Source organism: Proteus penneri (assembly GCF_003144535.1).
Classification (GTDB): Bacteria; Pseudomonadota; Gammaproteobacteria; order Enterobacterales; family Enterobacteriaceae; genus Proteus; species Proteus penneri.
The window spans coordinates 107881-132710 of record NZ_PHFJ01000014.1 but is presented as its reverse complement, the minus strand read 5'-3'; the positions used below and the strand labels follow the sequence as shown (position 1 = coordinate 132710).

General features: G+C 38.5%; 18 protein-coding genes and 1 pseudogene. 7 read left to right on the top strand and 12 right to left on the bottom strand.

Going from position 1 to position 24830, the window contains the following annotated elements; all coding sequences use genetic code 11:
- Positions 1–48: 48 nt before the first annotated feature.
- Positions 49–1041, bottom strand: coding sequence for a tyrosine-type recombinase/integrase (locus tag CUB63_RS15960; protein ID WP_109848489.1), 993 nt, complete (start codon positions 1039–1041; stop codon positions 49–51).
- A gap of 338 nt (positions 1042–1379) precedes the next feature.
- Positions 1380–2414 (bottom strand): isoaspartyl peptidase/L-asparaginase family protein, encoded by a 1035-nt coding sequence (locus tag CUB63_RS15955; RefSeq protein WP_109848488.1) that lies wholly within the window; start codon positions 2412–2414, stop codon positions 1380–1382.
- A gap of 841 nt (positions 2415–3255) precedes the next feature.
- Here CUB63_RS15955 and CUB63_RS15950 point away from each other — a divergent pair.
- The 5 genes from CUB63_RS15950 (at position 3256) to CUB63_RS15930 (ending at position 10615) form a co-directional block, all read left to right on the top strand.
- On the top strand, positions 3256–4329 hold the full coding sequence (locus CUB63_RS15950; protein WP_072063968.1) for an HlyD family secretion protein: 1074 nt from the start codon (positions 3256–3258) through the stop codon (positions 4327–4329).
- Between the two features lie 8 nt (positions 4330–4337).
- A complete protein-coding gene (gene rbbA / locus CUB63_RS15945; RefSeq protein ID WP_193524916.1) occupies positions 4338–7094 on the top strand; it encodes a ribosome-associated ATPase/putative transporter RbbA in 2757 nt (918 codons plus the stop codon).
- Positions 7095–8222 carry an ABC transporter permease gene (locus CUB63_RS15940; protein ID WP_072063967.1) on the top strand — a complete coding sequence of 376 codons (1128 nt, stop codon included), beginning with the start codon at positions 7095–7097 and terminating at the stop codon, positions 8220–8222.
- A 774-nt stretch (positions 8223–8996) separates the two neighbouring features.
- Positions 8997–10301, top strand: coding sequence for an insecticidal delta-endotoxin Cry8Ea1 family protein (locus CUB63_RS15935; protein ID WP_109848486.1), 1305 nt, complete (start codon positions 8997–8999; stop codon positions 10299–10301).
- 11 nt (positions 10302–10312) lie between these two features.
- A complete protein-coding gene (locus tag CUB63_RS15930) occupies positions 10313–10615 on the top strand; it encodes a hypothetical protein (RefSeq protein WP_006536752.1) in 303 nt (100 codons plus the stop codon).
- 114 nt (positions 10616–10729) lie between these two features.
- On the opposite strand, the gene kdpE is transcribed toward CUB63_RS15930, so the two are convergent.
- The 6 genes and pseudogenes from kdpE to CUB63_RS18015 form a co-directional block, all read right to left on the bottom strand.
- On the bottom strand, positions 10730–11413 hold the full coding sequence (kdpE, locus tag CUB63_RS15925) for a two-component system response regulator KdpE (RefSeq protein ID WP_006536753.1): 684 nt from the start codon (positions 11411–11413) through the stop codon (positions 10730–10732).
- Positions 11410–14112, bottom strand: a complete 2703-nt coding sequence (kdpD, locus tag CUB63_RS15920; protein ID WP_109848485.1) for a two-component system sensor histidine kinase KdpD — start codon at positions 14110–14112, stop codon at positions 11410–11412. The genes kdpE and kdpD overlap by 4 nt, the downstream gene beginning before the upstream one ends.
- Position 14113: 1 nt before the next feature.
- Positions 14114–14710 (bottom strand): annotated as a pseudogene (gene kdpC / locus CUB63_RS15915) (potassium-transporting ATPase subunit KdpC).
- A gap of 10 nt (positions 14711–14720) precedes the next feature.
- Positions 14721–16778 (bottom strand): potassium-transporting ATPase subunit KdpB, encoded by a 2058-nt coding sequence (gene kdpB / locus CUB63_RS15910; RefSeq protein WP_072063961.1) that lies wholly within the window; start codon positions 16776–16778, stop codon positions 14721–14723.
- Between the two features lie 11 nt (positions 16779–16789).
- Positions 16790–18493, bottom strand: coding sequence for a potassium-transporting ATPase subunit KdpA (gene kdpA, locus CUB63_RS15905; protein ID WP_109848484.1), 1704 nt, complete (start codon positions 18491–18493; stop codon positions 16790–16792).
- Positions 18494–18495: 2 nt separating this feature from the next.
- Positions 18496–18579 (bottom strand): potassium-transporting ATPase subunit F, encoded by an 84-nt coding sequence (locus tag CUB63_RS18015; protein ID WP_109848483.1) that lies wholly within the window; start codon positions 18577–18579, stop codon positions 18496–18498.
- 228 nt (positions 18580–18807) lie between these two features.
- On the opposite strand from CUB63_RS18015, the gene CUB63_RS15895 reads away from it, so the two are divergent.
- Together CUB63_RS15895 and CUB63_RS15890 are read left to right on the top strand one after the other, a co-directional pair.
- Positions 18808–19494 (top strand): ankyrin repeat domain-containing protein, encoded by a 687-nt coding sequence (locus CUB63_RS15895; RefSeq protein WP_109848482.1) that lies wholly within the window; start codon positions 18808–18810, stop codon positions 19492–19494.
- The gene (locus CUB63_RS15890; protein WP_109848481.1) at positions 19494–19955 is read left to right on the top strand and encodes a nucleoside deaminase; all 462 of its coding nucleotides are present in this window, start codon (positions 19494–19496) and stop codon (positions 19953–19955) included. The genes CUB63_RS15895 and CUB63_RS15890 overlap by 1 nt, the downstream gene beginning before the upstream one ends.
- 86 nt (positions 19956–20041) lie before the next feature.
- Here CUB63_RS15890 and dmsD read toward each other — a convergent pair whose 3' ends face one another.
- From dmsD to dmsA, 4 genes are all read right to left on the bottom strand, one after another.
- A complete protein-coding gene (dmsD, locus tag CUB63_RS15885; protein WP_072063958.1) occupies positions 20042–20653 on the bottom strand; it encodes a Tat proofreading chaperone DmsD in 612 nt (203 codons plus the stop codon).
- Between the two features lie 174 nt (positions 20654–20827).
- Positions 20828–21685, bottom strand: coding sequence for a DmsC/YnfH family molybdoenzyme membrane anchor subunit (locus CUB63_RS15880; RefSeq protein ID WP_006536762.1), 858 nt, complete (start codon positions 21683–21685; stop codon positions 20828–20830).
- 1 nt (position 21686) lies between these two features.
- Positions 21687–22304 carry a DMSO/selenate family reductase complex B subunit gene (locus tag CUB63_RS15875; RefSeq protein WP_023582154.1) on the bottom strand — a complete coding sequence of 206 codons (618 nt, stop codon included), beginning with the start codon at positions 22302–22304 and terminating at the stop codon, positions 21687–21689.
- An 11-nt stretch (positions 22305–22315) separates the two neighbouring features.
- Positions 22316–24754 carry a dimethylsulfoxide reductase subunit A gene (dmsA, locus tag CUB63_RS15870; RefSeq protein ID WP_072063956.1) on the bottom strand — a complete coding sequence of 813 codons (2439 nt, stop codon included), beginning with the start codon at positions 24752–24754 and terminating at the stop codon, positions 22316–22318.
- Positions 24755–24830: the final 76 nt, after the last annotated feature.

The following is a 24830-nucleotide window of genomic DNA, read 5'->3' as shown; positions in this document are numbered from 1 at the left end:
TATTATCAAAATAGCTATTTTTGATAATACGATATTTGGAAATAAAATTTAAAAACGTAAATGTCTCGCCGCTTTTCTTAAACGATCATCTCCACGCCTATCATAACGTTGAGTCGTCATAATACTAGCATGTCCCATGGCATCTTTTACTGTGACAATATCTTCACCGTTATCAAGCATTGCAGAGGCAAATGTTCTTCTTAGATCATGAGGAGCAAATTTATCAATACAACTTTCTTGTTGTCGATTTTCCAAAATATAGTAAATGGCCTGATCGGTGATCCGTTCATCAGTGACATCATCGAATCGACGTATGCGAGTGAAAAGAGGGCCATCTTGCGTGCCTCTTATTTCATTAATCCATAATTGAAGGCGATCCCAAGTATCATCAGGCATATAAGACATTCGTTCTTTATTACCTTTACCTCTAACAAGAAAAGCTTGATCGCGAAATTGAATATGCTCGTAATTAAGTGCCACTATTTCTGAACGACGTAATCCACAACCTAATAACACACTTAATATTGCGGCATCTCTTAAGCCTTTCGATGAATTGTCTTTTTCACAACTTCTAAATAAAGCACGAATTTCATTGCTAGTGAGTGCTCGGCCTTTAGGTAATCGACTTCCTCTTACAGATTTAACTTGGCGGATATGCTGATAACTTTCAGTATCCATTTGTTTCATTGCCCAAGCTTCTAAAGCAACACCTTTTAATGCTGCAAGATAAGTATTGATAGTGGCAGGGGCTTTATTGGCATCAGATAACATATCAATAATAGCTTGAATATGATGGCGACGAAGAGCTCCCCATTGGCAATTTTTAAGAGAAGAAAAACCGATCATCTTAGCAACAATAGTGAGAAATGATCCCATTGTTTGACGACTACGTTTTGAACCTAAACTCATTAAATAAGCCATTGCTGGATTAGTATGAGCGGGCGAGGTGAATGTTGCATTCAAATCCAATAATGCTTGTTTTTCAGGCAAGACTAGCGATGTTTCAGGTGTTAAGTCCTGATCGTCGTGGTGAAATTCCACTGCTATTTCCTTATTAAATCAACATAACCATGATGAATATTCTAACAGATCCAAAAAAGAAAAAAGCTACTTTTTCAAAGGATCATTTTAATAAGTAGAGACGATCTTGTTTGTTTTATCGTCAGTAAGGTTGTTGTATGAGCTTTTTTAGTGCGAATAACAGTCAAATTAGATTAATGAAAAAATAGGGTAAATAGTGTTAAGAAAAAGAGTAGGGAATAAGAAGGGATAAAAGGCGTTTAGATCGTTTTCGCACCCAAGATTTTCACCTTTTATCGACTTAAAAATAATGAAGATAACAGTAAAAATGGGTGCGAAATAATCAATGGTTAGTTAAATTACTCTTTATAAATTGCGACAACAGGTTTTCCATCATTACCAATTGTGCCACGATACATACCTTCAGAATTAAAACTCATTGTGTAGTTACCTGTTTTATCTAATACGATAACACCACCGCTACCATTGATCGCTTTAACTTCATCAAGTGCATTTTGAGCAGCTTCTTCTAAAGGTAAATTTTTATATTTAACTTGGGCTGCGATATTGAAGGCAGTTAATGTTCTGATAAACATTTCACCAGATCCTGTTGCAGATACAGCAACAGTTTCATTATCAGCATAATTACCTGCTCCAATAATTGGGGAATCACCAACTCGGCCATAACGCTTGTTTGTCATTCCTCCCGTAGAAGTTCCCGCAGCTAAGTTGCCATGTTGGTCAAGAGCAACTGCACCAACGGTGCCATATTTATAATCGTACATCATAGGATCAACAAAAAGAGCAGCCGTTTTACCATCATGGTCTAAAACGACTTGTTCTTTTTCTATTGCTTTTTGAAGCTGTAGCCAACGATGTTCAGTTCTAAAATAGGACGGATCAACAATAGTAAGCCCTTGTTCTTTAGCAAAAAGATCAGCACCAGTAGAAACCATCATAACATGTGGGCTTTTTTCCATCACAGCTATGGCGGCATTAATTGGATTTTTAACCGTAGTTACACCTGCAACAGCGCCAGCTTTACGGGTTTTACCATCCATAATAGAAGCATCAAGTTCATTACGACCATCATGGGTAAAAACGGCGCCTTTCCCCGCATTAAATAATGGTGAATCTTCCATGATATTAATCGATTTTTGAACCGCTTCTATACTGGTTCCTCCACTATTTAGAACAGCATATCCAGCATTTAGTGCTTCAGTTAGTTTTTCTTTATATTCTTTTTCTTGTTCTGGCGTGATGGTGTCTTTAGTGATTGTCCCAGCACCACCATGAATGACAAGGCGAATAGGAGGAGCGTTATTTGAAAAAACAGAGGTAGTAAATAGGGTGCAAAGTGTCATTGTGGCGAGTTTATACTTAATATTATTCATATATAACCCTTCTTTTTTAATTAAAATTAACGCGGTATTATCATATGGATTTTACGATCTTGATCTTAAACTCTAATTAATTACATCTATGTACTTTGATAACTAACTGCAATAATCACTATATAAAAAGTTTAAGACATAAGTGGTCTGAACACTTAATTTTCTTTTTAATTTATCGTGTGTTATAGCCTGCTTTTTTATCATTTTAAAATGATAATCAATACGTTGTGTTCTTTTTGTGTTTCTTGGTTTAATGAAGGGAATAAATATAAAATGTAGTTAATAATATTTTTTTAAAAAACAAAATAATATTGTTGTTTTTATTTTTTGTTTTTATTTTATATGATTAAATTTAAAAAAATAAAATTTACTCAATTGTACAATAAATAAATTTTTAATAATGTTAAATAGGGAAATAAATCTATTTTGTATTGAAATGTTTATCAAAAAGCTAAGTAATCTTTAATATTGATTTATCTTTGATAACGTTTTGTTATTGTTTCATCTGTATTTTAATGTAACTAAATTGGGTTTTCTATATACAATTTGTGTGTTTCCTCGAATAATCAAAAAGGGATAACGGATTCTGTGATAAAAGTACTACATTAATTTGAGTTAAAGCTCTATTATAATAACATAACATTTATAATTCATAAGGTTAGCATTTAATATTTTATTTTTTTATAGTGAGTTCGTTAGCTTTATCAACACAAATGAACTATTTTTAAATAGATATAAAATAAAAATTAATACGTCTCATTATTTAACTATTTTCTTACATACAGTGGATAAACATATTTTTGGTGTTCTTTTATGACTAAAGGAAGGTTAAATAATTTATATGAAAAATCAAAACAAGAGTCGTTTTTTTGTTTATAGCATTATTATTGTCGTGGTTGTTGCCGCGGGAATTTTTTGGTGGAAATCTCAAACACCAACACTCCCTTCAGGATTTGCTCAAAGTAATGGGAGAATAGAAGCAACAGAAATTGATATTTCAACGAAAAGTCCAGGAAGAATAGACTCTATTTTAGTTCAAGAAGGAGATTTTGTTAAAGCGGGGGACGTGTTGGCAAACATGGATACTCGAACACTAAAAGAACAACTTCATGAAGTTCAAGCCCAATTAAACCAAGCGAAAAGTAGTGTGGTCACTGCACAATCTGCATTATCACAGCGTAAAAGTGAACAACTTGCAGCCCAAGCCGTTGTTCGTCAACGTATTGCTGAGCTTGATGCTGCACAAAAAAGACTTAATCGTTCTCGTGCATTAGTAAAAACTAATGCTATTTCTATTCAACAATTAGATGATGATATAGCAAGAACAGAAGGAGCAAGGGCTGCCGTTGAAGCAGCTAAAGCTCAAGAAACCGCCACTATTGCAGCAATAGAATCGGCTAAAGCGGGGATCATTCAAGCTAACACAAAAGTAGATGCAGCAACGGCAACCGAAAGACGCATTTTGGCAGAGTTGGATGACAGTATTTTAAAAGCACCGCGTAATGGTCGAGTTCAATACCGTGTCGCAGAGCCTGGTGAAGTTTTAGGTGCTGGCGGCCGTGTATTAAATATGGTTGATTTAAGTGATGTTTATATGACTTTCTTTTTACCAACAGAAGCTGCCGGTAAAGCGGCATTAGGAAGTGACGTTCACATTATTTTAGATGCAGCCCCTCATATTGTTATTCCTGCAAAAACAACCTACGTTGCTAGTGTCGCTCAATTTACACCGAAAACCGTTGAAACTGATAATGAACGATTAAAACTTATGTTCCGTGTAAGAGCGCGTATTTCACCTGAATTACTTGAAAAACACCTTGAATATGTAAAAACAGGTTTACCCGGTCGTGCTTATATTCGCTTAGATAACAACCAATCTTGGCCAACTGATTTAGAGGTGAAATTACCACAATGAGTCAAACAATGAGAACGAAAAGTCATTCTCATATCATTGAATTGACTCATGTATCCCAACATTATGGCGATACCAAAGCGCTTGATGATGTGACATTGGCTATTCCTGCTGGGAAAATGGTCGGGTTAATTGGCCCAGATGGCGTAGGGAAATCGAGCTTGATCTCGCTTATTTCTGGTGCGAGAGAAATCCAAACTGGGCAAGTAATTGTGTTAAACGGTGATATGAATAATGTTGAACACCGAAGAGCTGTCTGTCCTCGTATTGCCTATATGCCTCAAGGGTTAGGTAAAAACCTTTATCACACGCTTTCTGTTTTTGAAAATGTTGATTTTTTTGGCCGTTTATTTGGTCAATCAAAACAAGAGCGGGCAGAACGCATAAATGATTTACTTGAAAGTACTGGCTTAGCCCCATTCCGTGATAGACCGGCGGGTAAACTTTCTGGGGGAATGAAACAAAAATTGGGTTTATGTTGTGCACTTATTCATGATCCAGAATTACTTATTCTTGATGAACCGACTACTGGCGTTGACCCATTATCGCGAGCACAATTTTGGGAATTAATTAACCGTATACGTAAGCGTCAAAAAAATATGAGCGTGTTAGTTGCGACCGCTTATATGGAAGAAGCTGAGCGTTTTGACTGGTTGGTTGCGATGGATGCAGGAAAAATATTAGCAACAGGTCATGCTAATGAATTAAAAGCCCAAACACATACTGATGAACTAGAAGCTGCCTTTATCGAATTATTGCCAGAAGAGAAAAAGAAAGATCACCAAAAAGTGATTATTCCACCAAGAGATAAAAGTGATGATGATACCATCGCTATTGAAGCGCAAGATTTAACTATGCGTTTTGGGCAATTTGTTGCAGTAGACCACGTAAGCTTCCGTATCCCTAAAGGAGAAATTTTTGGGTTTTTAGGATCGAATGGTTGTGGTAAATCAACCACAATGAAAATGCTGACAGGTTTACTTGAAGCGAGCGAAGGGCGAGCTTGGTTATTTGGTCAAGAAGTTGATCCTAAAGATATTGAAACTCGTCGCCGTGTTGGCTATATGTCTCAAGCATTTTCACTTTATAGTGAATTGACTGTACGACAGAATCTTGAATTACACGCCAAGCTTTTTCATATTCCAGAAGAAGAAATTCCTCAACGTGTTAAGGAAATGAGTGAGCGTTTTAATTTAACTGATGTTGAAGAAATGATGCCCGATGGGTTGCCATTAGGTATTCGTCAGCGTTTGTCACTCGCAGTTGCTGTTATCCATAAACCTGAAATGCTGATATTGGATGAACCGACTTCAGGGGTTGACCCCATTGCGCGAGATATGTTTTGGAACTTGATGGTTGACCTATCTAGACGTGACGGTGTCACTATTTTTATCTCAACTCACTTTATGAATGAAGCGGCACGTTGTGACAGAATGTCACTAATGCATGCTGGTAAAGTATTAGTCACAGATACACCGGCAAATTTAGTTAAAAATAGCCAATTTGATACACTTGAAGAAGTCTTTATTGATTACCTTAAAAAGGCATCGGGTGAACAAGAAGCTTCTGAACTTAATGAAAAAAGCCTACAACTTCCTGCATCTAGTGATGAAAGTGCAGAAAAAGCGTTAAAACAGCGCTTTAGCCTACGACGTCTATTTAGTTATAGTATTCGTGAAGGTATGGAGTTACGCCGAGATCCTGTGCGTCTTACTTTAGCACTATTAGGTACGGTGATCCTGATGTTTATTATGGGTTACGGTATTAGTTTGGATGTTGAAAATTTACGCTTTGGTATTATGGATCGAGATCAAACAGGGTTAAGTCAGGCATATAGCCAAAACCTTTCTGGCTCTCGTTACTTTATTGAAAAAGCACCAATTACAGATTATGACCAACTTGAACGGAGACTCCGTAGTGGAGATATTACGGTTGCGATTGAAATTCCGCCTAACTTTGCTCGGGATATTGCCAAAGGTCATACTGTAAAAATAGGTGTTTGGATTGATGGCGCAATGCCTAATCGGGCTGAAACAGTTCGCGGTTATATTCAGGCAATGCATTTAACATGGATGCTTGATATGGCTATGCGCCAACCAACTAATGTGGTTGATAAATTATCACCCATTAATATAGAAACCCGCTATCGCTATAATCCTGATGTAAAAAGTTTACCTGCAATTGTACCTGCTGTTATTCCTCTTTTATTAATGATGATCCCCGCAATGTTAAGTGCGTTGAGCGTGGTTCGTGAAAAAGAGCTTGGTTCTATTATCAATCTTTATGTTACACCTGTCACTAAAGCAGAGTTTTTGTTAGGCAAGCAATTTCCTTATATCTTATTGGGTATGTTTAACTTCTTTATGCTCTGCGCGCTTTCTGTCTTTGTGTTTGGGGTGAGTTTTAAAGGAAGTATGTTAACGCTTTCTTTAGGTGCATTACTCTATATCACTATTGCTACAGGAATGGGATTACTTATTTCTTGCTTTATGAAAAGTCAGATTGCCGCTATTTTTGGTACTTCAATTATTACCTTAATTCCAGCAACACAATTTTCAGGAATGATTGACCCTGTTTCATCATTGGAAGGTATAGGTAAATGGATAGGGCATATTTATCCTACATCTCACTTTTTAACTATCACAAGAGGGACATTCTCTAAGGGATTAAACCTTTTTGATTTACCTTGGTCTTTTATTCCTATGCTTATCACTATTCCAATTGTTATTGGGTTGAGTATCTTTTTCTTGAAAAAGCAGGAGGCTTAAATGTGGCGCACAATTCAAAATGTGTTTAATTTAGGTGTAAAAGAACTGCGCAGTCTCTCTCGTGATAAAGCGATGCTGGCATTAATTGTATTTGCTTTTACTGTGTCAATTTACTCATCTGCGACTGTTACACCCGGTTCGTTACATCATGCGCCGATTGCCGTTGCTGATCAGGACAAATCTCAGCTATCCGCACGTATTGTAAATAGTTTTTATATGCCTTATTTCTTACCTCCAGCTGATATTACGCCTGAGCAAATTGATGGTTTGTTAGATAGAGGTACTTATACCTTTGCTCTTGATATCCCGCCTAATTTTCAGCGTGATCTTTTAGCGGGTCGAAAACCGGAAATACAAGTTAATATTGATGCAACGAGAATGAGCCAAGCTTTCTTAGGTAATAGCTATATTCAAAACATTGTAATGGGTGAAGCAAAAACCTTTTTAGCGAAAAATAGAACCAATGATCCACTGCCAGTTGATTTGGAAGTTAGGATGAGTTTTAACCCGAATCTGACACAATCTTGGTTTGGTTCTGTTATGGCAATTATCAATAATATCACCATGTTATCGATAGTATTAACAGGAGCTGCATTAATAAGAGAACGAGAGCATGGCACTATTGAGCACTTACTGGTTATGCCAGTTACTCCCTTTGAAATAATGCTCTCTAAGATATGGTCAATGGGATTGGTTGTATTATTGGCATCAGCTATGTCACTGGTATTAGTCGTGAAATCTTTACTTCATGTTCCTATTGAAGGCTCTGTTCTACTGTTTATGTGTGGTGTTGCTTTAAGCTTATTTGCAACAACCTCGATAGGTATTTTTTTAGGAACAATGGCTCGTTCAATGCCTCAATTTGGATTATTGATGATTATGGTATTATTGCCATTGAATATGTTATCAGGAGGGATGACATCGCGGGAAAGTATGCCTCAGTTTGTTCAGGATGTTATGCAAACAATGCCAACTACACACTTTGTTAGCTTAGCTCAGGCTATTTTATATCGTGGTGCTGACTTCTCAATTGTGTGGCCTCAATTCATTATCTTAATTGTTATTGGCTCGGTGTTTTTTTTATTAGCTTTATTACGTTTTAGAAAAACCATTTCGGCTATGGCCTAATAAATTTAAATATTAATCGATAAATTAACCTATTTTCTTCTATTATTAAATAGAGAAGGGAATAGGTTTTTTATTAATTTAATTATCTAAGGTTGGTATTTTTTACTTAACGATGATATTTCAATAAATAATATTCACGAAGGTAAATAATCTATTTAAGGTAAAGCGTTAATTAAAATTAATTAATAAAGGATTTTATCCATTACTTGAATGCCATGGTTTATATATTTTTATTGATTGAGTTAAATTTATTTTTAATAAGGCTAATTTTATGAGAATAATGAAAATATTAAAAAAAGTAATAAGAGAAAGGAAATTTAATAAGGAAGAAAAAATTGGCATAGATATAATGGATGTGAAACCCATTAGAGATAAATTATAATTTGTTATTTGGGCATCAACGTTTTTTAGATAATAATACTGGTTTAACAATAGGTAGAAGTAAATCGCATTTTATTTTTAATCCTGATGGTGTTTTATCAAATAATAGATATACAGTCGGATATATATGCTAAGAGACTGCCTGAACAAAGCATAGACTATTTTTAGGAAAAGTCACTGAAACATAAGGAAATAATTGCGAAACCTTGCCTTGCGTTAGATTTATTACATTTCCCTTTGAAAAGTCATATACATCCGCACTATAAAAGATAAGATTTTCTTATTGGTTTTTGATTTATTAGTTTCTGGCAAGGGCGGAAACTAATCGAGAGAAAACACATTAAGTCACTCATTCAGTTTTTTTTATCATTGCTATAATTTAAGAGGCTAAATATGTCATCTACACTTAAGCTTAATGATGGTTTATCTGATATCGGTTCGATAATACATTATGGTATCAGTCAGATCCCAGTGATTGGAGGTGTACTAAGCACCATTTTTGGCCTTTTATGGCCAACAGATAAGGAAGATATATGGAGTACGATTAAACAGGAAGTGCAAAGCCTTATTAATGAAGATATTCAAGAGGACGACTGGAATCGCCTTGTGGCCGCAGTAAACGAGCTTCAGGATAAAGTATCATTTATCAATGACCAGTTAATTAATGCCCAGTATGATACTGCGGGCCCTGAACTGATGACAGTGGTTGTAGATATAATTGGAATTGAAGAAAACTTCAAAATAGAAGGGACTAATTTCAAATATGCATTTGCTCCACTTTTTGTCGCCGCTGTGAATTTAAAAATTGCCTTATATCTTGAAGGGATTAAATACTCTAATGATTTAGGATTAAGTCAAGATCAAGTTAATCAATTAAAGTCATTGCTTCAAAAAGATGTTCAAAGCTCCAAGAGTTATTTATCTCCGATAAATTCGGCAATAGGCAATACTTATCTTAACAACATACAGACCTACTTTAGTGTTAAGTTATATTATGAAACAAGCGTGTCTTTATTTAATGAACTATGGTCAGCGGATTATGAAGACTATAATGCTCCTGCACCGCTGGAAAATTACTACGTTCCAGTCATGGCAGCTGGATCTTTCTATAAGCTTATAAGCCTAGACGGGCAAAATTTCTCAGTGCCTATGGCATTTGCTGAAGTAGCTGATAACTCAATGATGCCTTCTACAAACATCCTGGGATCTTTATATCAGGAGCCAACATCTTATCCAGATGGCTATATTAATTTTATCGATGTTTATACAGACCTGTCAGTGTCACATCGAACTACTGGGTTAATGTTTACCTGTAGTGGATCTGATGAACAATATGAAATGGGTATGACGCCAAATAACAATGACTCATTCAATGTTGGACAAAACACTATGAGTATTAATGTTGAGGGTGGTGAGTTCATTAATCAGGTGTCTGTGAGAGCGGACTCTTTTGTTTCACAAATTGAGTTCACCACTAATCTTAATAATACAATGGTAGCAGGTCAGCATCCTGATGATGACCCTATACAAGAAGTCACTTTAGTCAGCCCATTTTCAATTAACTCCATGTATGTGGTCTCTGATGTTGCAGGATATATACAATCATCTGGCCATCAAATGTGTGGGATAGCGATTTCAGCAATATATAATAATGAACTTGCGATGCAATATGTCAGCAGTCTATATAAAAACAGTTAAGGAGGTGCGTTATGTCGACTAATTATGTTATTCAACCTTTGGAAACAGTTACAGTATGGGACGATGCTGAGCCTATCATTCCAACAGTTACTAAAAGTGTCATTGTGACTAATAACGGTGAAACGAAATTAGAAGTTGTGAATTACTGGGCACCACCGTCACATGTTTTTTATCCCGATACCACATATTGGGTTGAACCCAATGACACGATTATCGTTCAAGCACCCGAACGATCATTTTACTACTACAGAGTTAATGTAACTAACTCGGATGATACCAAGGTGGGTGCGGCTATCGTTGAAATTGTAGATTAGCATTTACTTGATGATCTGGAGATTCAATTACCTTTTTTGAATCTCCTGCCATGAGTAGTGGCAAGAGTTGATAAGTGTACTCAAATGTCACTTGTGGTGGGATTTTGAGTTTAGTTAAGGCATAAATCGATAGCCAATCCCCGTTTCTGTCATTAAATGCACCGGACATGCGGGATCGGTTTCTAGTTTTTGGCGTAAATGTCCCATATAAATGCGCAAATAGTGACTATGTTCAACGAAATTAGGCCCCCAAACATGTTGCATTAAATGCCGTTGAGTAAGTACTTTACCACTGTTATTAACTAATTCACTTAGTAAACGAAATTCTGTCGGCGTTAAATGAACGGGGTCATTTTGACGAGTAACAATACGATTAACCCAATCAATCGTAATATCACCAAAAGTAAATTGTGTACTTTGTGTTTCTTGTTTAACAAAACGGCGTAGTGATGCTCTGATTCTGGCGAGTAGTTCACTAATACCAAAAGGTTTCGTCAGATAATCATCCGCTCCTGCATCAAGTGCTTTCACTTTATCTTGCTCTGAATCTCGTGCTGAAAGTACGATAATGGGGGTACTACTCCATTGGCGAAAATCTTGAATAAAACAGAGACCATCTTTGTCTGGCAAACCAAGATCAAGAATAACTAAATCAGGTTTTCTTGATGCGGCTTCAATTAATCCTCGTTGGCATTCATTGGCTTCATAAACACGAAATCCTTCGCTCTCTAAAGCTAGCCGAACAAAGCGTAGAATCTCTTTCTCATCTTCAATAATTAAAATGTTATATGGAGTCACTGTTTTATTTCAATCTCATCAATATCAGGGAGTGATTTTAAAGGTAAAACAAAGTGGAAGCTTGCTCCACCTTTTTTATTGTTTTCAGCCCAAATTTCACCTTCATGTAAGTGAATAATGGCGCTACATATGGCTAAACCTAATCCAACACCAGGAATTGCGGATTCTTTTACTGCACGTGAAAATTTATTAAAAATAAGTTGTAGTTGGTCGGTTGGGATCCCATGACCCTCATCCCATACTTCAACATGAATTTTAGCGACATCAATATAGGCTTTTACTCCGATTTTTGTGTTTGATGTCGTATATTTCACTGCATTTTCAAGTAAGTTCGTGATAACTCGTTCAATTAAATTACCATCGCAATAAAGCAATAAATCAGCAGAAATATCAATTTGTAATGGATGTTTATCAAGTAAATAAGAGAGAGAACGAATGGCACTTCCCGTTATTTCTTGTAGCGAATTCCATTGTAAATTCACTTGAATGCCACCGGATTGAATACGTGCCATATCCAGTAAATTATTGACTAACCGTGAGGTTGTCAGGATCTGCTGTCGAATTTGGTTAACTTGCTCTGTATGGGATGAACCTTCAGCACTTAAATCGAGAAGCAAAATCTCTGATTGACCAAAAAGCACAGTAAGCGGTGTTTTTAAATCATGAGAAAGTGCGGCTAATAATGCATTTCTTAATTGCTCTCTTTCGATATTAATTCGAGATTGTTCTGCAATTTCAGCCTGTTGTAATCGCTCAAGGGCATTAGCAATTAAACCATTAAAAGTTTGCAATAGCTGCTGTTGCTCCGGGATAAGCAGTTGACGAAGATTATTCGGTTCAATCGCTAAAATAGCTAAAACTTGTTGAGAGGCGGTAATCGGATGTAATTGGTAAGGCACACTTGGTAGAGTATCTGTGCCTGCACCAGCAATTTGATCTTTATCACAACACCAGCGTGCAATGGCATTATCAATAGGTAAAAGCCCCATGCCTTGTGCATGAAAAGGTGTTAATTCACCTTGTTTGTTGGGCAGTAATAAACACACTTTGGCATCAAAGGCACTTGATAAAAAATGATAACTAGTGCGAACAATTTCTTGTAACGTTACCGCTCGACCCAGTTCTCTCGTCATTTCAAATAAGTGGCGAGTGCGCTGTTCTCGATAACGGGCGACGCGGGTTTGATAACGCATACCCGCAGTTAAATTACCAACCACTAATCCGACAATAAGCATCACTGTAAAAGTGACCAAATACTGCATATCGAGTACAGCGAGCGAAAAGTGAGGCTGTACAAAAAACAGGTCAAAACTAATAACATTAATTAATGCCGCAAAAATAGAAGGGCGACGACCAAAAAAGAGTGCAATTAATACAACACCCAATAAATAGAGTGTGACTAAATTGGCTTTATCAAGTGCTAATAGAAATGTGCGAGAGAATAAGGTGATCGCTAAACATAATCCAATCGCTGTAAAATAACCTTTTATCTCTTGTCGCCATTTATCATTTTGTAGTGGTGCTGTTTTGGTTTTATAACGTATGTCCTCATCATTGAGGGCGACACTGATAACATGGAGATCAGGTGCATAACGCGCTAATTTTTCTGCAAAACGCATCCGTATCCAGCGTTTTAACCATTGCCATTTTTGGTAAGCGCGTTGACCAATAACCACTTTTCCAAGATTATGCTCTCTGGCGTAACGGATCACGGCCTTTTCAGCTTGGTTATCAGAAAGGATCGCCGTTCTCGCTCCTAGATGTTGTGCTAATTTTAGAGAGTGTAAGATAGCTCGGCGTTTATGCTCGCCAATTTGATGAAGCTTAGGCGTTTCAACATAAATAGCATGCCATTGGCAACCAAAGGCGGCAGCATAACGCGCTGCCGTGCGAACTAATTTGTCGTTACCGCCATGAGCGCCGAGACAAACCATCAGACTATCTGTGGTGTGCCAAACAGGAGCCGTTCCTTGGCTATCTCGAAACTCTTTAACTTGTGTATCAACTCTATCTGCCATACGGCGTAAGGCTAATTCTCGTAGTGCGATTAAATTACCTTTACGAAAAAAGTGTTCAATCGCACGTTCTGCTTGTCCAGCTAGATAGACTTTGCCTTCATGTAAACGTTGTTGTAGATCATCAGGTGGTAAATCCACCATAACCACTTCATCAGCACTATCGAAAATATAGTCAGGGATCGTTTCTTGGACTCGAATTCCTGTAATACTCCCGACGATATCATTAAGACTTTCAATGTGTTGTACATTTATTGTGGCAAGGACATCAATACCTGCATCCAATAGTTCTTCCACATCTTGCCAGCGCTTAGGATGTCGGCATTTATGAGGATTACTAAATGCCAGTTCATCCATTAAGATCACCGCCGGATGCCTAGCTAATGCGGCATCTAAATCAAACGCGACAAGCTTTCTACCGTGATGGTGAATACGTTGTAGTGGCAATAAAGGTAATCCGTGCAGTAATGCAGCCGTTTCTTGCCTTTGGTGCGTTTCAACAACACCAGCAAGGACATCAATACCTTGCTGGTGGAGGCGTTGAGCTTCTTGTAACATGGCGTAAGTTTTCCCTACACCTGCACAGGCACCAAAAAATATTTTTAAACGCCCACGAGTTGTTGTTCGCGTTGAAGCGAGTAAATCATCAGGAGAAGGGCGTTGCCATTGCTGATCGAGTTCCATTTTATTGAGTACTCACTTTTTGCTGCTTTTCTGCACTTAATTTATCAAGTGCTTGATTTAGCATAAATACATTCACAACAGGGTCACCCATAAATGACATCAGCGGTGATGTAGTATTGTCTTTTATTAACTGCTTAATTTCATTTTTAGTGAGTTGGCGAGAATAAGCAATATTTTCAATTTGATAATAAGCTGCTTGTAATGAAATATGAGGATCAAGTCCACTTCCTGATGCTGTGACTAAATCAACAGGAACAACATGTTGATTATGCGTTGCTTTCTTTCATATTTGAATACGTTGAGTTATCTCATTAAGTAATAATGGATTTGATGTTGCTAGTTGGCTGGCACCTGATGCCATGCTGTTATAGGGCATTTCGGACGTCATTGATGGGCGACTTTTAAAATAATCATCCCGCGTAAATTGTTGCCCAATCAACTCAGAACCAATAAGTTTATTATCTTGATAAATCAGTGAGCCGTTCGCTTGCCATGGAAAAATAAGGTTGGCTAATCCTGTAACAAACAAAGGATAAGCGAGTCCGGTTATTAGTGTGAGTAATAATAACATCACTAATGATGAACGAAATAGATGCATATAGAACTCCTTAAAACCCAATAAACGCTAAGATCATATCGATGATTTTAATGCCAATAAAAGGGACTAATAATCCACTGATCCCGTATAAAGAGAGGTTACGACGCAATAATGAGTGCGCAGAGACAGGACGATAATGAACACCTTTAAGAGCAAGAGGGATCAAAAAGATAATAATTAAGGCGTTAAAAATAACCGCAGATAGCATTGCAGATGCGGGTGAATGTAAGTTCATGATATTAAGCATGTTGAGCTGTGGATAGGTGACAGCAAAAGCAGCTGGAATAATAGCGAAGTATTTAGCAATATCGTTGGAAATACTAAATGTTGTTAAAGCGCCTCGTGTCATTAGCATTTGTTTACCGATATGTACAACTTCGATTAATTTTGTTGGATTAGAGTCTAAATCAACCATATTGCCTGCTTCTTTGGCGGCTTGAGTACCTGAGTTCATCGCAACAGCAACATCGGCTTGTGCTAATGCAGGGGCATCATTAGTACCATCACCTGTCATTGCAACTAATCGACCTTCTGATTGATATTGACGAATTAATGCTAATTTTGCCTCAGGTGTTGCTTCAGCCAGAAAATCATCTACACCAGACTCTGCTGCGATAGCTGCAGCCGTAAGATGATTATCACCCGTGATCATGACGGTTTTTATCCCCATTTGGCGAAGTTGAGCAAAGCGCTCTTTAATTCCACCTTTCACAATATCTTTAAGTTCAACAACACCTAAGATTTTCTGATTTTCAACTACCACCAGCGGTGTCCCACCCGTTCTGGCGACTTGTTCGACTATCGCGGTGACTTCATCAGGAAAATGGCCATGACTGACTTCAATATGACGACGAATAGCATCAACGGAGCCTTTGCGGATCAAGCGCTCTCCTAAATTAACGCCGCTCATTCTTGTCATTGCAGAAAAGGGAATAAAAGACGCTCCAATTGACGCTAAATCACGTTCGCGCAAATTAAAACGCTGTTTAGCGAGGATCACAATGCTTCTACCTTCAGGCGTTTCATCTGCAAGTGAGCTTAGCTGTGCCGCATCGGCGAGCTGTTTTTCACTAATACCTGAAAGAGGGATAAAACGAGAAGCTTGTCGATTACCCAGTGTAATTGTGCCTGTTTTATCAAGCAGTAAGACATCAACATCACCTGCGGCCTCAACCGCTCGCCCACTGGTTGCAATCACATTGGCGTCAAGCATTCGGCTCATGCCTGCCACACCAATTGATGAAAGTAAACCGCCAATCGTAGTGGGAATAAGACACACTAATAAAGCGATTAAAGTGACAACGGAAATAATATCGCCATGTCCTTGAAACTCGACAGCAAACACACTGAATGGATAAAGAGTAACGCACGCCAATAAGAAAATAAGTGTCAGGGCTGTTAATAAGATAGTTAAAGCAACTTCATTCGGCGTTTTTCTACGCTTCGCACCTTCTACCATTCCAATCATACGGTCGAGAAATGAATTACCTGCCTCAGCAGTACAGCGAATAATTAGCCAATCGGACAATACTCGAGTACCGCCAGTCACAGAAGAAAAATCACCACCTGACTCACGGATCACGGGTGCTGATTCGCCCGTAATCGCACTTTCATCAACAGAGGCACCACCTTCTATGACTTCACCATCACAAGGAATAACTTCACCCGAGTTAACTAAAACAATATCACCTTTATGTAATGAGAAAGAATCAACGGTTTCTTTCGGTGCATTGATGTCAGCGTGATGTAAACGTACTGCTTTAGATTGTCGTTTAGCGCCACGTAAGCTAGCAGCTTGTGCTTTGCTTCGACTTTCTGCTAATGACTCAGCAAAATTGGCAAATAACAATGTTACCCATAACCAAAACATTACTTGTAAAGTAAAGTGATTATCATCAGGGAAATAACCTAATAATGAAGCAATCCAAATACTGGTCGTTAAAAGCGCGCCAACATAAACAATAAACATCACCGGGTTACGCCATTGCGCTTGAGGTGTACATTTTTTTATCGCATCAAAGAAAGCCGATATCACGGTTTTTTTATCAAATAGTTGAGTTGTTTTCATGATACGTTTCCTTATTTCGCCCAAAACAGCTGTAAGTGTTCTGCAATAGGGCCAAGGGCTAATGCCGGAACAAAAGTCAAAGCGCCGATCATTAATACAGTGAGGATCAATAACAAAATAAATAGCGGTGAAGTGGTAGAGAGTGTTGCCAAGCTTTCTGGCTGACGCTTTTTCACGGCTAAACTACCTGCGATAGCTAAAACAGGTAACATGACACCAAAGCGACCAATGAGCATTGCGATACCTAATAACAGATTATAAAAAGGTGAATTAACATTGAGTCCTGCAAAAGCACTACCGTTATTGTTCGCAGCAGAAGTAAAAGCATATAACACTTCGCTAAAGCCATGAGGACCTGGGTTTAAAATGGCTTCACGACCAACATCAGTAAATAAAGCGAGAGTTGTACCTAATAAAACAACGGCTGGAGAAATTAAAATGGCAACAGCTACCCATTTCATTTCAGCAACACCAATCTTTTTACCGAGATATTCCGGCGCACGACCAACCATTAATCCAGCGATAAATACAGCTAATAACACATAGAGGATCATGCCGTAAAATCCTGATCCTACACCGCCAAATACTACTTCGCCTGTTTGCATTAACCACATTGGTACCATGCCACCTAATGCTGTTAGTGAGTCATGCATCGCATTAACAGCACCACAAGATGCCGCTGTTGTGACGGCAACAAAAATAGCGCTACCTATAATGCCAAAGCGTGTTTCTTTACCTTCCATATTCAACGAACTATCTGTACCCGCAAAGATAAATTCTGGATTTCCTTGCCATTCAGCCCAAGTGATCACACTAACAGCAACAATGAAAATTAACGTCATAGCCCAAAGCAAGGTATGGCCTTGCCGTTGTGTTCCACTTAAACGACCAAAGGCAAAACATAAGGCAGTAGGAATAAGAAAAATAGCGAGTATTTGTAAGAAGTTACTTAATGAAGTTGGATTTTCATAAGGATGTGCAGAGTTTGCCGCAAAATAACCACCGCCATTTGTGCCTAATAACTTAATTGCTTCTTGAGACGCAACAGGCCCCATTGGTAACCATTGTTGTTGCCCATCAAGGCCTTGACTTAATAGTGCTGGGTGAAAGTTTTGTATCACACCTTGGCTGACAAATAACAGTGACCAAATAATAGATAAAGGGAGTAGGACATATAATGTAATGCGTCCAATATCAACCCAAGCATTGCCTAATGAAGTACAAGATGACTGTGTTAGCGCTCTAATTAAAACAAAAGCGACAGCTATACCTGTTGTTGCAGATAAGAAGTTTTGCACTGCAAGCCCCGTCATTTGGCTTAAATAGCTGACAGCCGTTTCACCGCTATACGCTTGCCAATTAGTATTTGTGACAAAGCTAATTGTGGTATTGAACGCTAAATCCCAATTCATATTAGGGGCAAATTGAGGATTTAAAGGTAAATAGCCTTGGTTAAGCAGTGTGACAAATAATAGAATTGCGCCCATTAAATTAAAAATAAGTAGGGCGAGCATATAGTGATACCAGTTCATCGGTTGGATTGCTTTGCCTGCGGGCTTGAAACCACAGCAACGCCAAATAACATGTTCAGTTTGAGTAATCCAATGAGGTAAATCACCTTCGATAAGGCGAGCTAAATAATGCCCAAGCATTTTTCCTATCACAAATAATGTAATTAGAAAAACAGCAAGATATATCAACATTGTTGTTGCCATTTTTAAAATGCCTCTGCGTTAAATAACACATAGATAAGATAAGCAGTGAGCAAAATAACTAACGTCACAGCACCAAATATCAACATTAGAACTATCCTTCATCTATTTAGATTCAGTAAGCGTAATTAAAGGTCTGTAAAGATGTTGATAAAAGAGATAGGGGAAGTGTAAAAAAAGTATAAAAATGCCTTGATAGGCAGTTAATTACCTGTTGATTTGTTGAAATAATGTCATCGCTTTGTTAGATATAATTATGAGTTCAAATAGTATGCTAATTAAGTAAGTCAAAATTAGCATTTTCTAGGAGATATTGAATGAATACTCTCTATTTAAAGAGCAAATGGTTTTTATACTTCTTAAGCCTATTAATAATTTCATCTATCTTTATGGTTAAAGTGATGGCTAATTCTGATAAAGCATATCTGGTTACATTGGCACAAGAGGGAAATTTATCTGAATTGAAACGTCAGATAGAACAAGGTGCTAATATAGAACAACGAGATCTAAAATTGCGCACTCCTTTAATGGCTGCCACACATGCTAACCAAATTGAGGTTGCAAAATATCTGATTGAACAAGGTGCCGATGTTAATGCTCGTGATGCGATTCAAGATTCACCTTATCTTTATTCGGGAGCGAGAGGGTTGCAGGAGATCTTAGAATTAACGTTATCACATGGTGCTTCTCTTAAAAGTGTTAATCGTTATGGTGGAACAGCATTAATTCCAGCTTCTGAGCGAGGACATGTAAAAACGGTAAAAACATTAATTGATGCGGGTGTGGATGTTGATCATATTAATCGTTTAGGTTGGACGGCTTTAATCGAAGCTATTATTTTAGGTGATGGTAGCAAAAAATATGAAGAGATTGTGACTTTACTTATTGAAGGTGGAGCTAACGTTAACCTCGCCGATGGCTCTGGCCACACACCATTAACCTTAGCTAAAGATAAAGGCTATACAAACATCGCTAATATACTTGAAAAAGCGGGGGCAAAATAATGTCAGATAATCAATTTATACAACAAGCCATATCGCTGGCAATGGATAATGTGAAAGTGGGGGGAAGGCCATTTGGCGCGGTCATTGTGAATAATGGTCAAGTAATTGCAAGTGCAGTCAATCAAATAGTAACGACAAATGATCCCACTGCTCATGCTGAATTATTAGCATTACGGGAAGCTGGTAAAGTATTAGGGCGAACAAAGTTAGATGATTGTATTGTTTATGCCAGTGGACAACCTTGTCCAATGTGTCTTGCCGCTATGCGCATGGCGGGGATTTCTAAGATTTTTTATGCCTATTCTAATGAGGATGCCGAGCCTTACGGACTATCAACAGCCAGCATTGCTAAAGCATTAAGAAAGGCGCCAGAACAACAAGAAGGCCTTCAATTTACACAGATAAAAACCGAAGATGAAACACAACCTAGGCTTTATCAATTTTGGTCGAAACAATCTTAAGAACGTTAACTATTTATATATCAAAGCCCTAAAAGCGAGAGTTTTTTCCGTCTTTAGGGCTTCACATTTTTATGGTCTATTGTAAATCAACAAAATAACTGTTTTTCAGCAGGGGTCACATTTAACTGCGATTGCCAACTTTTGAGCGTTAATGTCGCCAACATGGCTAAACCTTCGTAATAAGGGAATGCCCCTTGTAAAGATAACTTTTCTAAATAACGATAAGCCCACGGCAGAAGGTGTTCGGCTAATAGCTCATTGAGCTTTTCAGGACGAGTTTCTGCAATCCAAGCTACCATCATCACCATTAAACCAAAGTGATCTTCCGGCTCATTTTGAGTTAACGCAATATCAATACCATTTTCTAGCATCCATTCGCGTAAATCTAATGTTGAGTTACCGAATAATACATTTTCATGATCAAGGTAAACCGAGCCCCAAGGTGGCGCAGGTAGTGCGTAAGGGCCGATAAATAAACGTTGATATGCTTGTGCTAAAGTTTCTTCTGCCAATGTGGTTTGTGAAAGAAGGCTAGCAATGCGCTGCTTTTCTTCCTCATTGCCATATGGCCATTCTTCAACCCACTTTTGACTCGACAGCAGCTCGACAATGTCACTTTTCTCAGTAGGCGCATAATAAAACGCAGCACCTAAAATACGGGCAGTGAGAGAAATATCAGTAATAAGTTGTTGTTCCATAATATTTTTATAATCCGCTTAGATTTATTGTCTTTACTATATGCGATTTTCTATCTAAACATAATGACGAAGATTAAAAAAGAGTGATACCGCAATATAAAAGGAAAACCGCCATAACAGATAAAAAGTGCGGGCTTTTTAACTATTACAGCGGTTTAAAGGCAGCGTTTTTAATTAACCAACCACCGCCATACCGACAGTCATATGTAAACCATAGAATACACCGCGTCCGATAAACTCACCGGCAAACATTAAAATAAAGCCCAATGCTAATAAAGCAACAGAAGGGTTATTTTTACGCAGAAGTGGTGCAATCCAGCAACTTAAGCCTAAGACTAAAGCCACTAATTTAATTCCCATTAGCGCACCATAGTTAGGGACTAAATCTACTGCTTTTTGCACAGAGGTTTGAATAGCGCCTAATTCAAAGCCTTGTGATGTTGCCACAATCGCACTCACAACAATTGCGATAACACTTAATAATGGCAATGCACTAACGCAGTTTAAGTTAAAGCCTGCAATGCGCATTAAGAGCGCTGCTAAAATAGGACCACTGATAAAGGCTGTCAGCACAAAATTAAATGTGGTATAGCTGTTATACCACGTTGGCACGGTATCAATTTGGTATACACGAGAGATCGCGATAATAAATAATGCGGCTAATACCATAACCAGTGCGACCCATAATTTGCCTAATGCAGCAGGCATTTTATTAAGTACAGCCAGTAACCAGTAAATCCCCCCTAGGGCAAAGAAAATTGAACCGCTGGCTATTTCATTACTTAATGATGAGTGACCAAGACGAAGTAATGAGTTAAATGCGCGTAATGGGGTTCCCATATGCATCATAGATAATAGGAAGCCAATTCCCATTAATGCCCAGAGTCCAAACATGCTGTAATGTACTTTTCGGTTCATTTCTGCGGAGAGTTTACCCGAAAGAATAGCGCATCCCATGATAATAAAAGCGCCAGCAACACTTTGACCGATAACTGTAAAGAACATCAGTGGCCATTCATGCAATCCCACCATCTTACACCTCCTCTGGGTTTGCCAGATGACCGGTGGTATCACCCACAGGACGGCTATTGGCATTTAATTTAAGGACAATATTTGGCTTGGTGTATTTTGCTGAAGGAAGTGGGGCAATTTCAGCTAAATCACCGTATTTAGCGCGTAATTCTTCAATTGGTGCCATATCTAATGCGCGTAGTGGACAAGACTCAACACAAATCGGTTTTTTGCCTTCAGCTACACGTTCATAGCAACCGTCACATTTGGTCATATGACCTTTAACTTCATCAAATTGTGGTGCGCCATAAGGGCATGCCATGTGACAATAACGACAACCGATACAAATATCTTCATTAACGACAACAAAACCATCTTCACGTTTATGCATTGCACCACTTGGGCAAACTTTTGCACAAGCAGGATCGTCACAATGGTTACATGAAATAGATAAGTAATAAGCAAAAACGTTCTGTGTATAAACACCATCTTGCTCTGTCCAATCACCACCGGCATATTCATAGATACGGCGGAAATTGACTTCAGGGGATAAATTTTTAAAATCCTTGCACGCCAGTTCACAGGTTTTGCAGCCGGTGCAACGACTTGAATCAATGTAAAAACCATATTGCGTTGACATAACCAGACTCCTTACGCCTTGACGACTTCAACAAGATTACTGTGAGAAGGATTACCCTTGGCAAGTGGCGAAGGGCGTTGTGTCGTTAACACGTTAATGCTACCTGCGTGATCAATGCGGTTACTATCTGGGTTATACCAAGCACCTTCACTTAAACCGACTACACCGGGTAAAATACGAGGTGTCACTTTTGCGTTGATCCTAACTTCACCACGATCGTTATAAATACGCACTAAATCACCGTGTTTAATACCTCGTTTTGATGCATCAACAGGGTTTATCCATATTTCTTGTGGACATGCCGCTTTTAAAACATCTACGTTGCCATAAGTTGAGTGAGTACGTGATTTATAGTGGAAACCCGTCATTTGTAATGGATATTTTTCCATTGCCGGATCACCATAGCTTTCAAAACCAGCAGAATAAATCGGCAGTGGATCAATGACATCGTCAGATGCAAGTTCCCATGTCGCTTTAATGTCAGCAAGTTGAGAAGAATAAATCTCAATTTTGCCTGATGGTGTCGTTAATGGGTTATTTTCAGGATCTTCACGGAATTTGCGATAAGCAACATGGTGACCTTCTGGGTCGCGTTTTTTGAAGATCCCTTGAGTACGGAATTCTTCAAAAGTTGGAAGTTCTGGTAAGTTTTGACGAGATTGTTCGTAAAGGTGACGTAACCATTCTTCTTGAGTACGATTTTCAGTGAATTTTTCACCTACACCCATGCGTTTTGCAATTTCGCTGGTCATTTCATAGATATTACGGCTTTCAAAGCGAGGTTTAATTGCTTGATCTGCAAAAATGACATACGCCATATTACCCGCCGATGCATCCATACAGAAATCCATCTGTTCTGATGCAGTGCAATCAGGAAGTAGAATATCGGCATATTTAGCAGATGCTGTCATATGGTTATCGATCACCACAATCATTTCGCATTTTTTATCGTCTTGCAAAATGTCGTGAGTACGATTGATTTCAGAATGTTGGTTTACTAAACAGTTACCTGCGTAGTTCCATACCATTTTAATAGGCACATCAAGTTTGTCTTTACCACGAACACCATCACGAGTTGCTGTCATTTCTGGACCACGTAAGATTGCATCCGTCCACATAAACATGGAAATGCTGGTGGTGACAGGGTTAGTGAACGTAGGCATACGAACAAAAGGAATGCTGTAAGAGCCTTCGCGAGCACCAGTGTTACCGCCATTGATGCCCACATTCCCTGTTAAAATGGAGAGCATCGCAATAGCACGAGAAGCAAGTTCACCGTTAGAACGGCGTTGAGGCCCCCAGCCTTGTGTAATATAAGCAGGTTTCGCTGTTGCAATTTCACGGGCTAATTTAACAATGCGTGAAGCAGGAATACCGGTAATTTGCGCTGCCCATTCTGGCGTTTTAGGCTGACCATCTGCGCCATCACCTAAAATATAGGCTTTATAGTGGCCATTTTTTGGCGCACCTTCTGGCATCGTCGTTTCATCGTAACCAACACAATATTTATCTAGGAAAGGCTTATCAACTAAGTCTTCTTTGATCATGACATACGCTAAGGCATTGACTAATGCGGCATCAGTTCCTGGACGAATAGGGATCCACTCATCTTCACGACCTGCACCTGTATCGGTATAACGCGGATCGATGATAATCATTCGTGCATCAGATTTCTCACGAGCTTGTTCAACGTAATAGGTAACACCGCCACCACTCATACGTGTTTCACCTGGATTATTACCGAACATCACGACAAGTTTGGTGTTTTCAATATCTGAAGGGCTATTACCATCTGCCCAACCACCATAGGTATAATTTAAACCTGCTGCGATTTGTGCCGTACTGTAATCACCATAGTGATTAAGATAACCGCCACAACAATTCATTAAACGTGCAATTAGCGTTGCACCTGGTGGCCAAGATTTTGTCATGGTGCCACCTAAAGTTCCTGTACCGTAGTTTAGGTAAATAGATTCATTACCATAATCTTTGATTAAGCGTTTCATGGTATCTGAAATAGTATCAAATGCTTCATCCCATGAAATACGTTCAAATTTACCTTCGCCACGTTTACCCACACGTTTCATTGGGTAGCGTAAACGGTCAGGATTGTAAACACGACGACGCATTGAGCGGCCACGTAAACAGGCACGAACTTGGTGTAATTCTTCGTAGACATCATTGCCTGTATTGTCAGTTTCTACATATTTAATTTCGCCATCAACCACATGCATACGTAATGGGCAGCGGCTACCACAGTTTACTGTACAGGCACTCCATACTACTTTTTCGCTGTTTATTGTTGATTGTGTTTCTGAGGCAACAGCTTGATGAAAGGGAAGGGATAATCCACCCGCAGTTATTGCTAAACCACCCGCTGCACCTGTTTTTACAAAACGACGGCGAGATAAGGGAGTGGAAAGTAACGCCATCTCTTTGATGTTTTTCATACATTACTCACTTGATTATTCACATTTTAAGAAGAAACAGAAGCCAACAAGCTTATAAAGAAATAATTATTGTTAT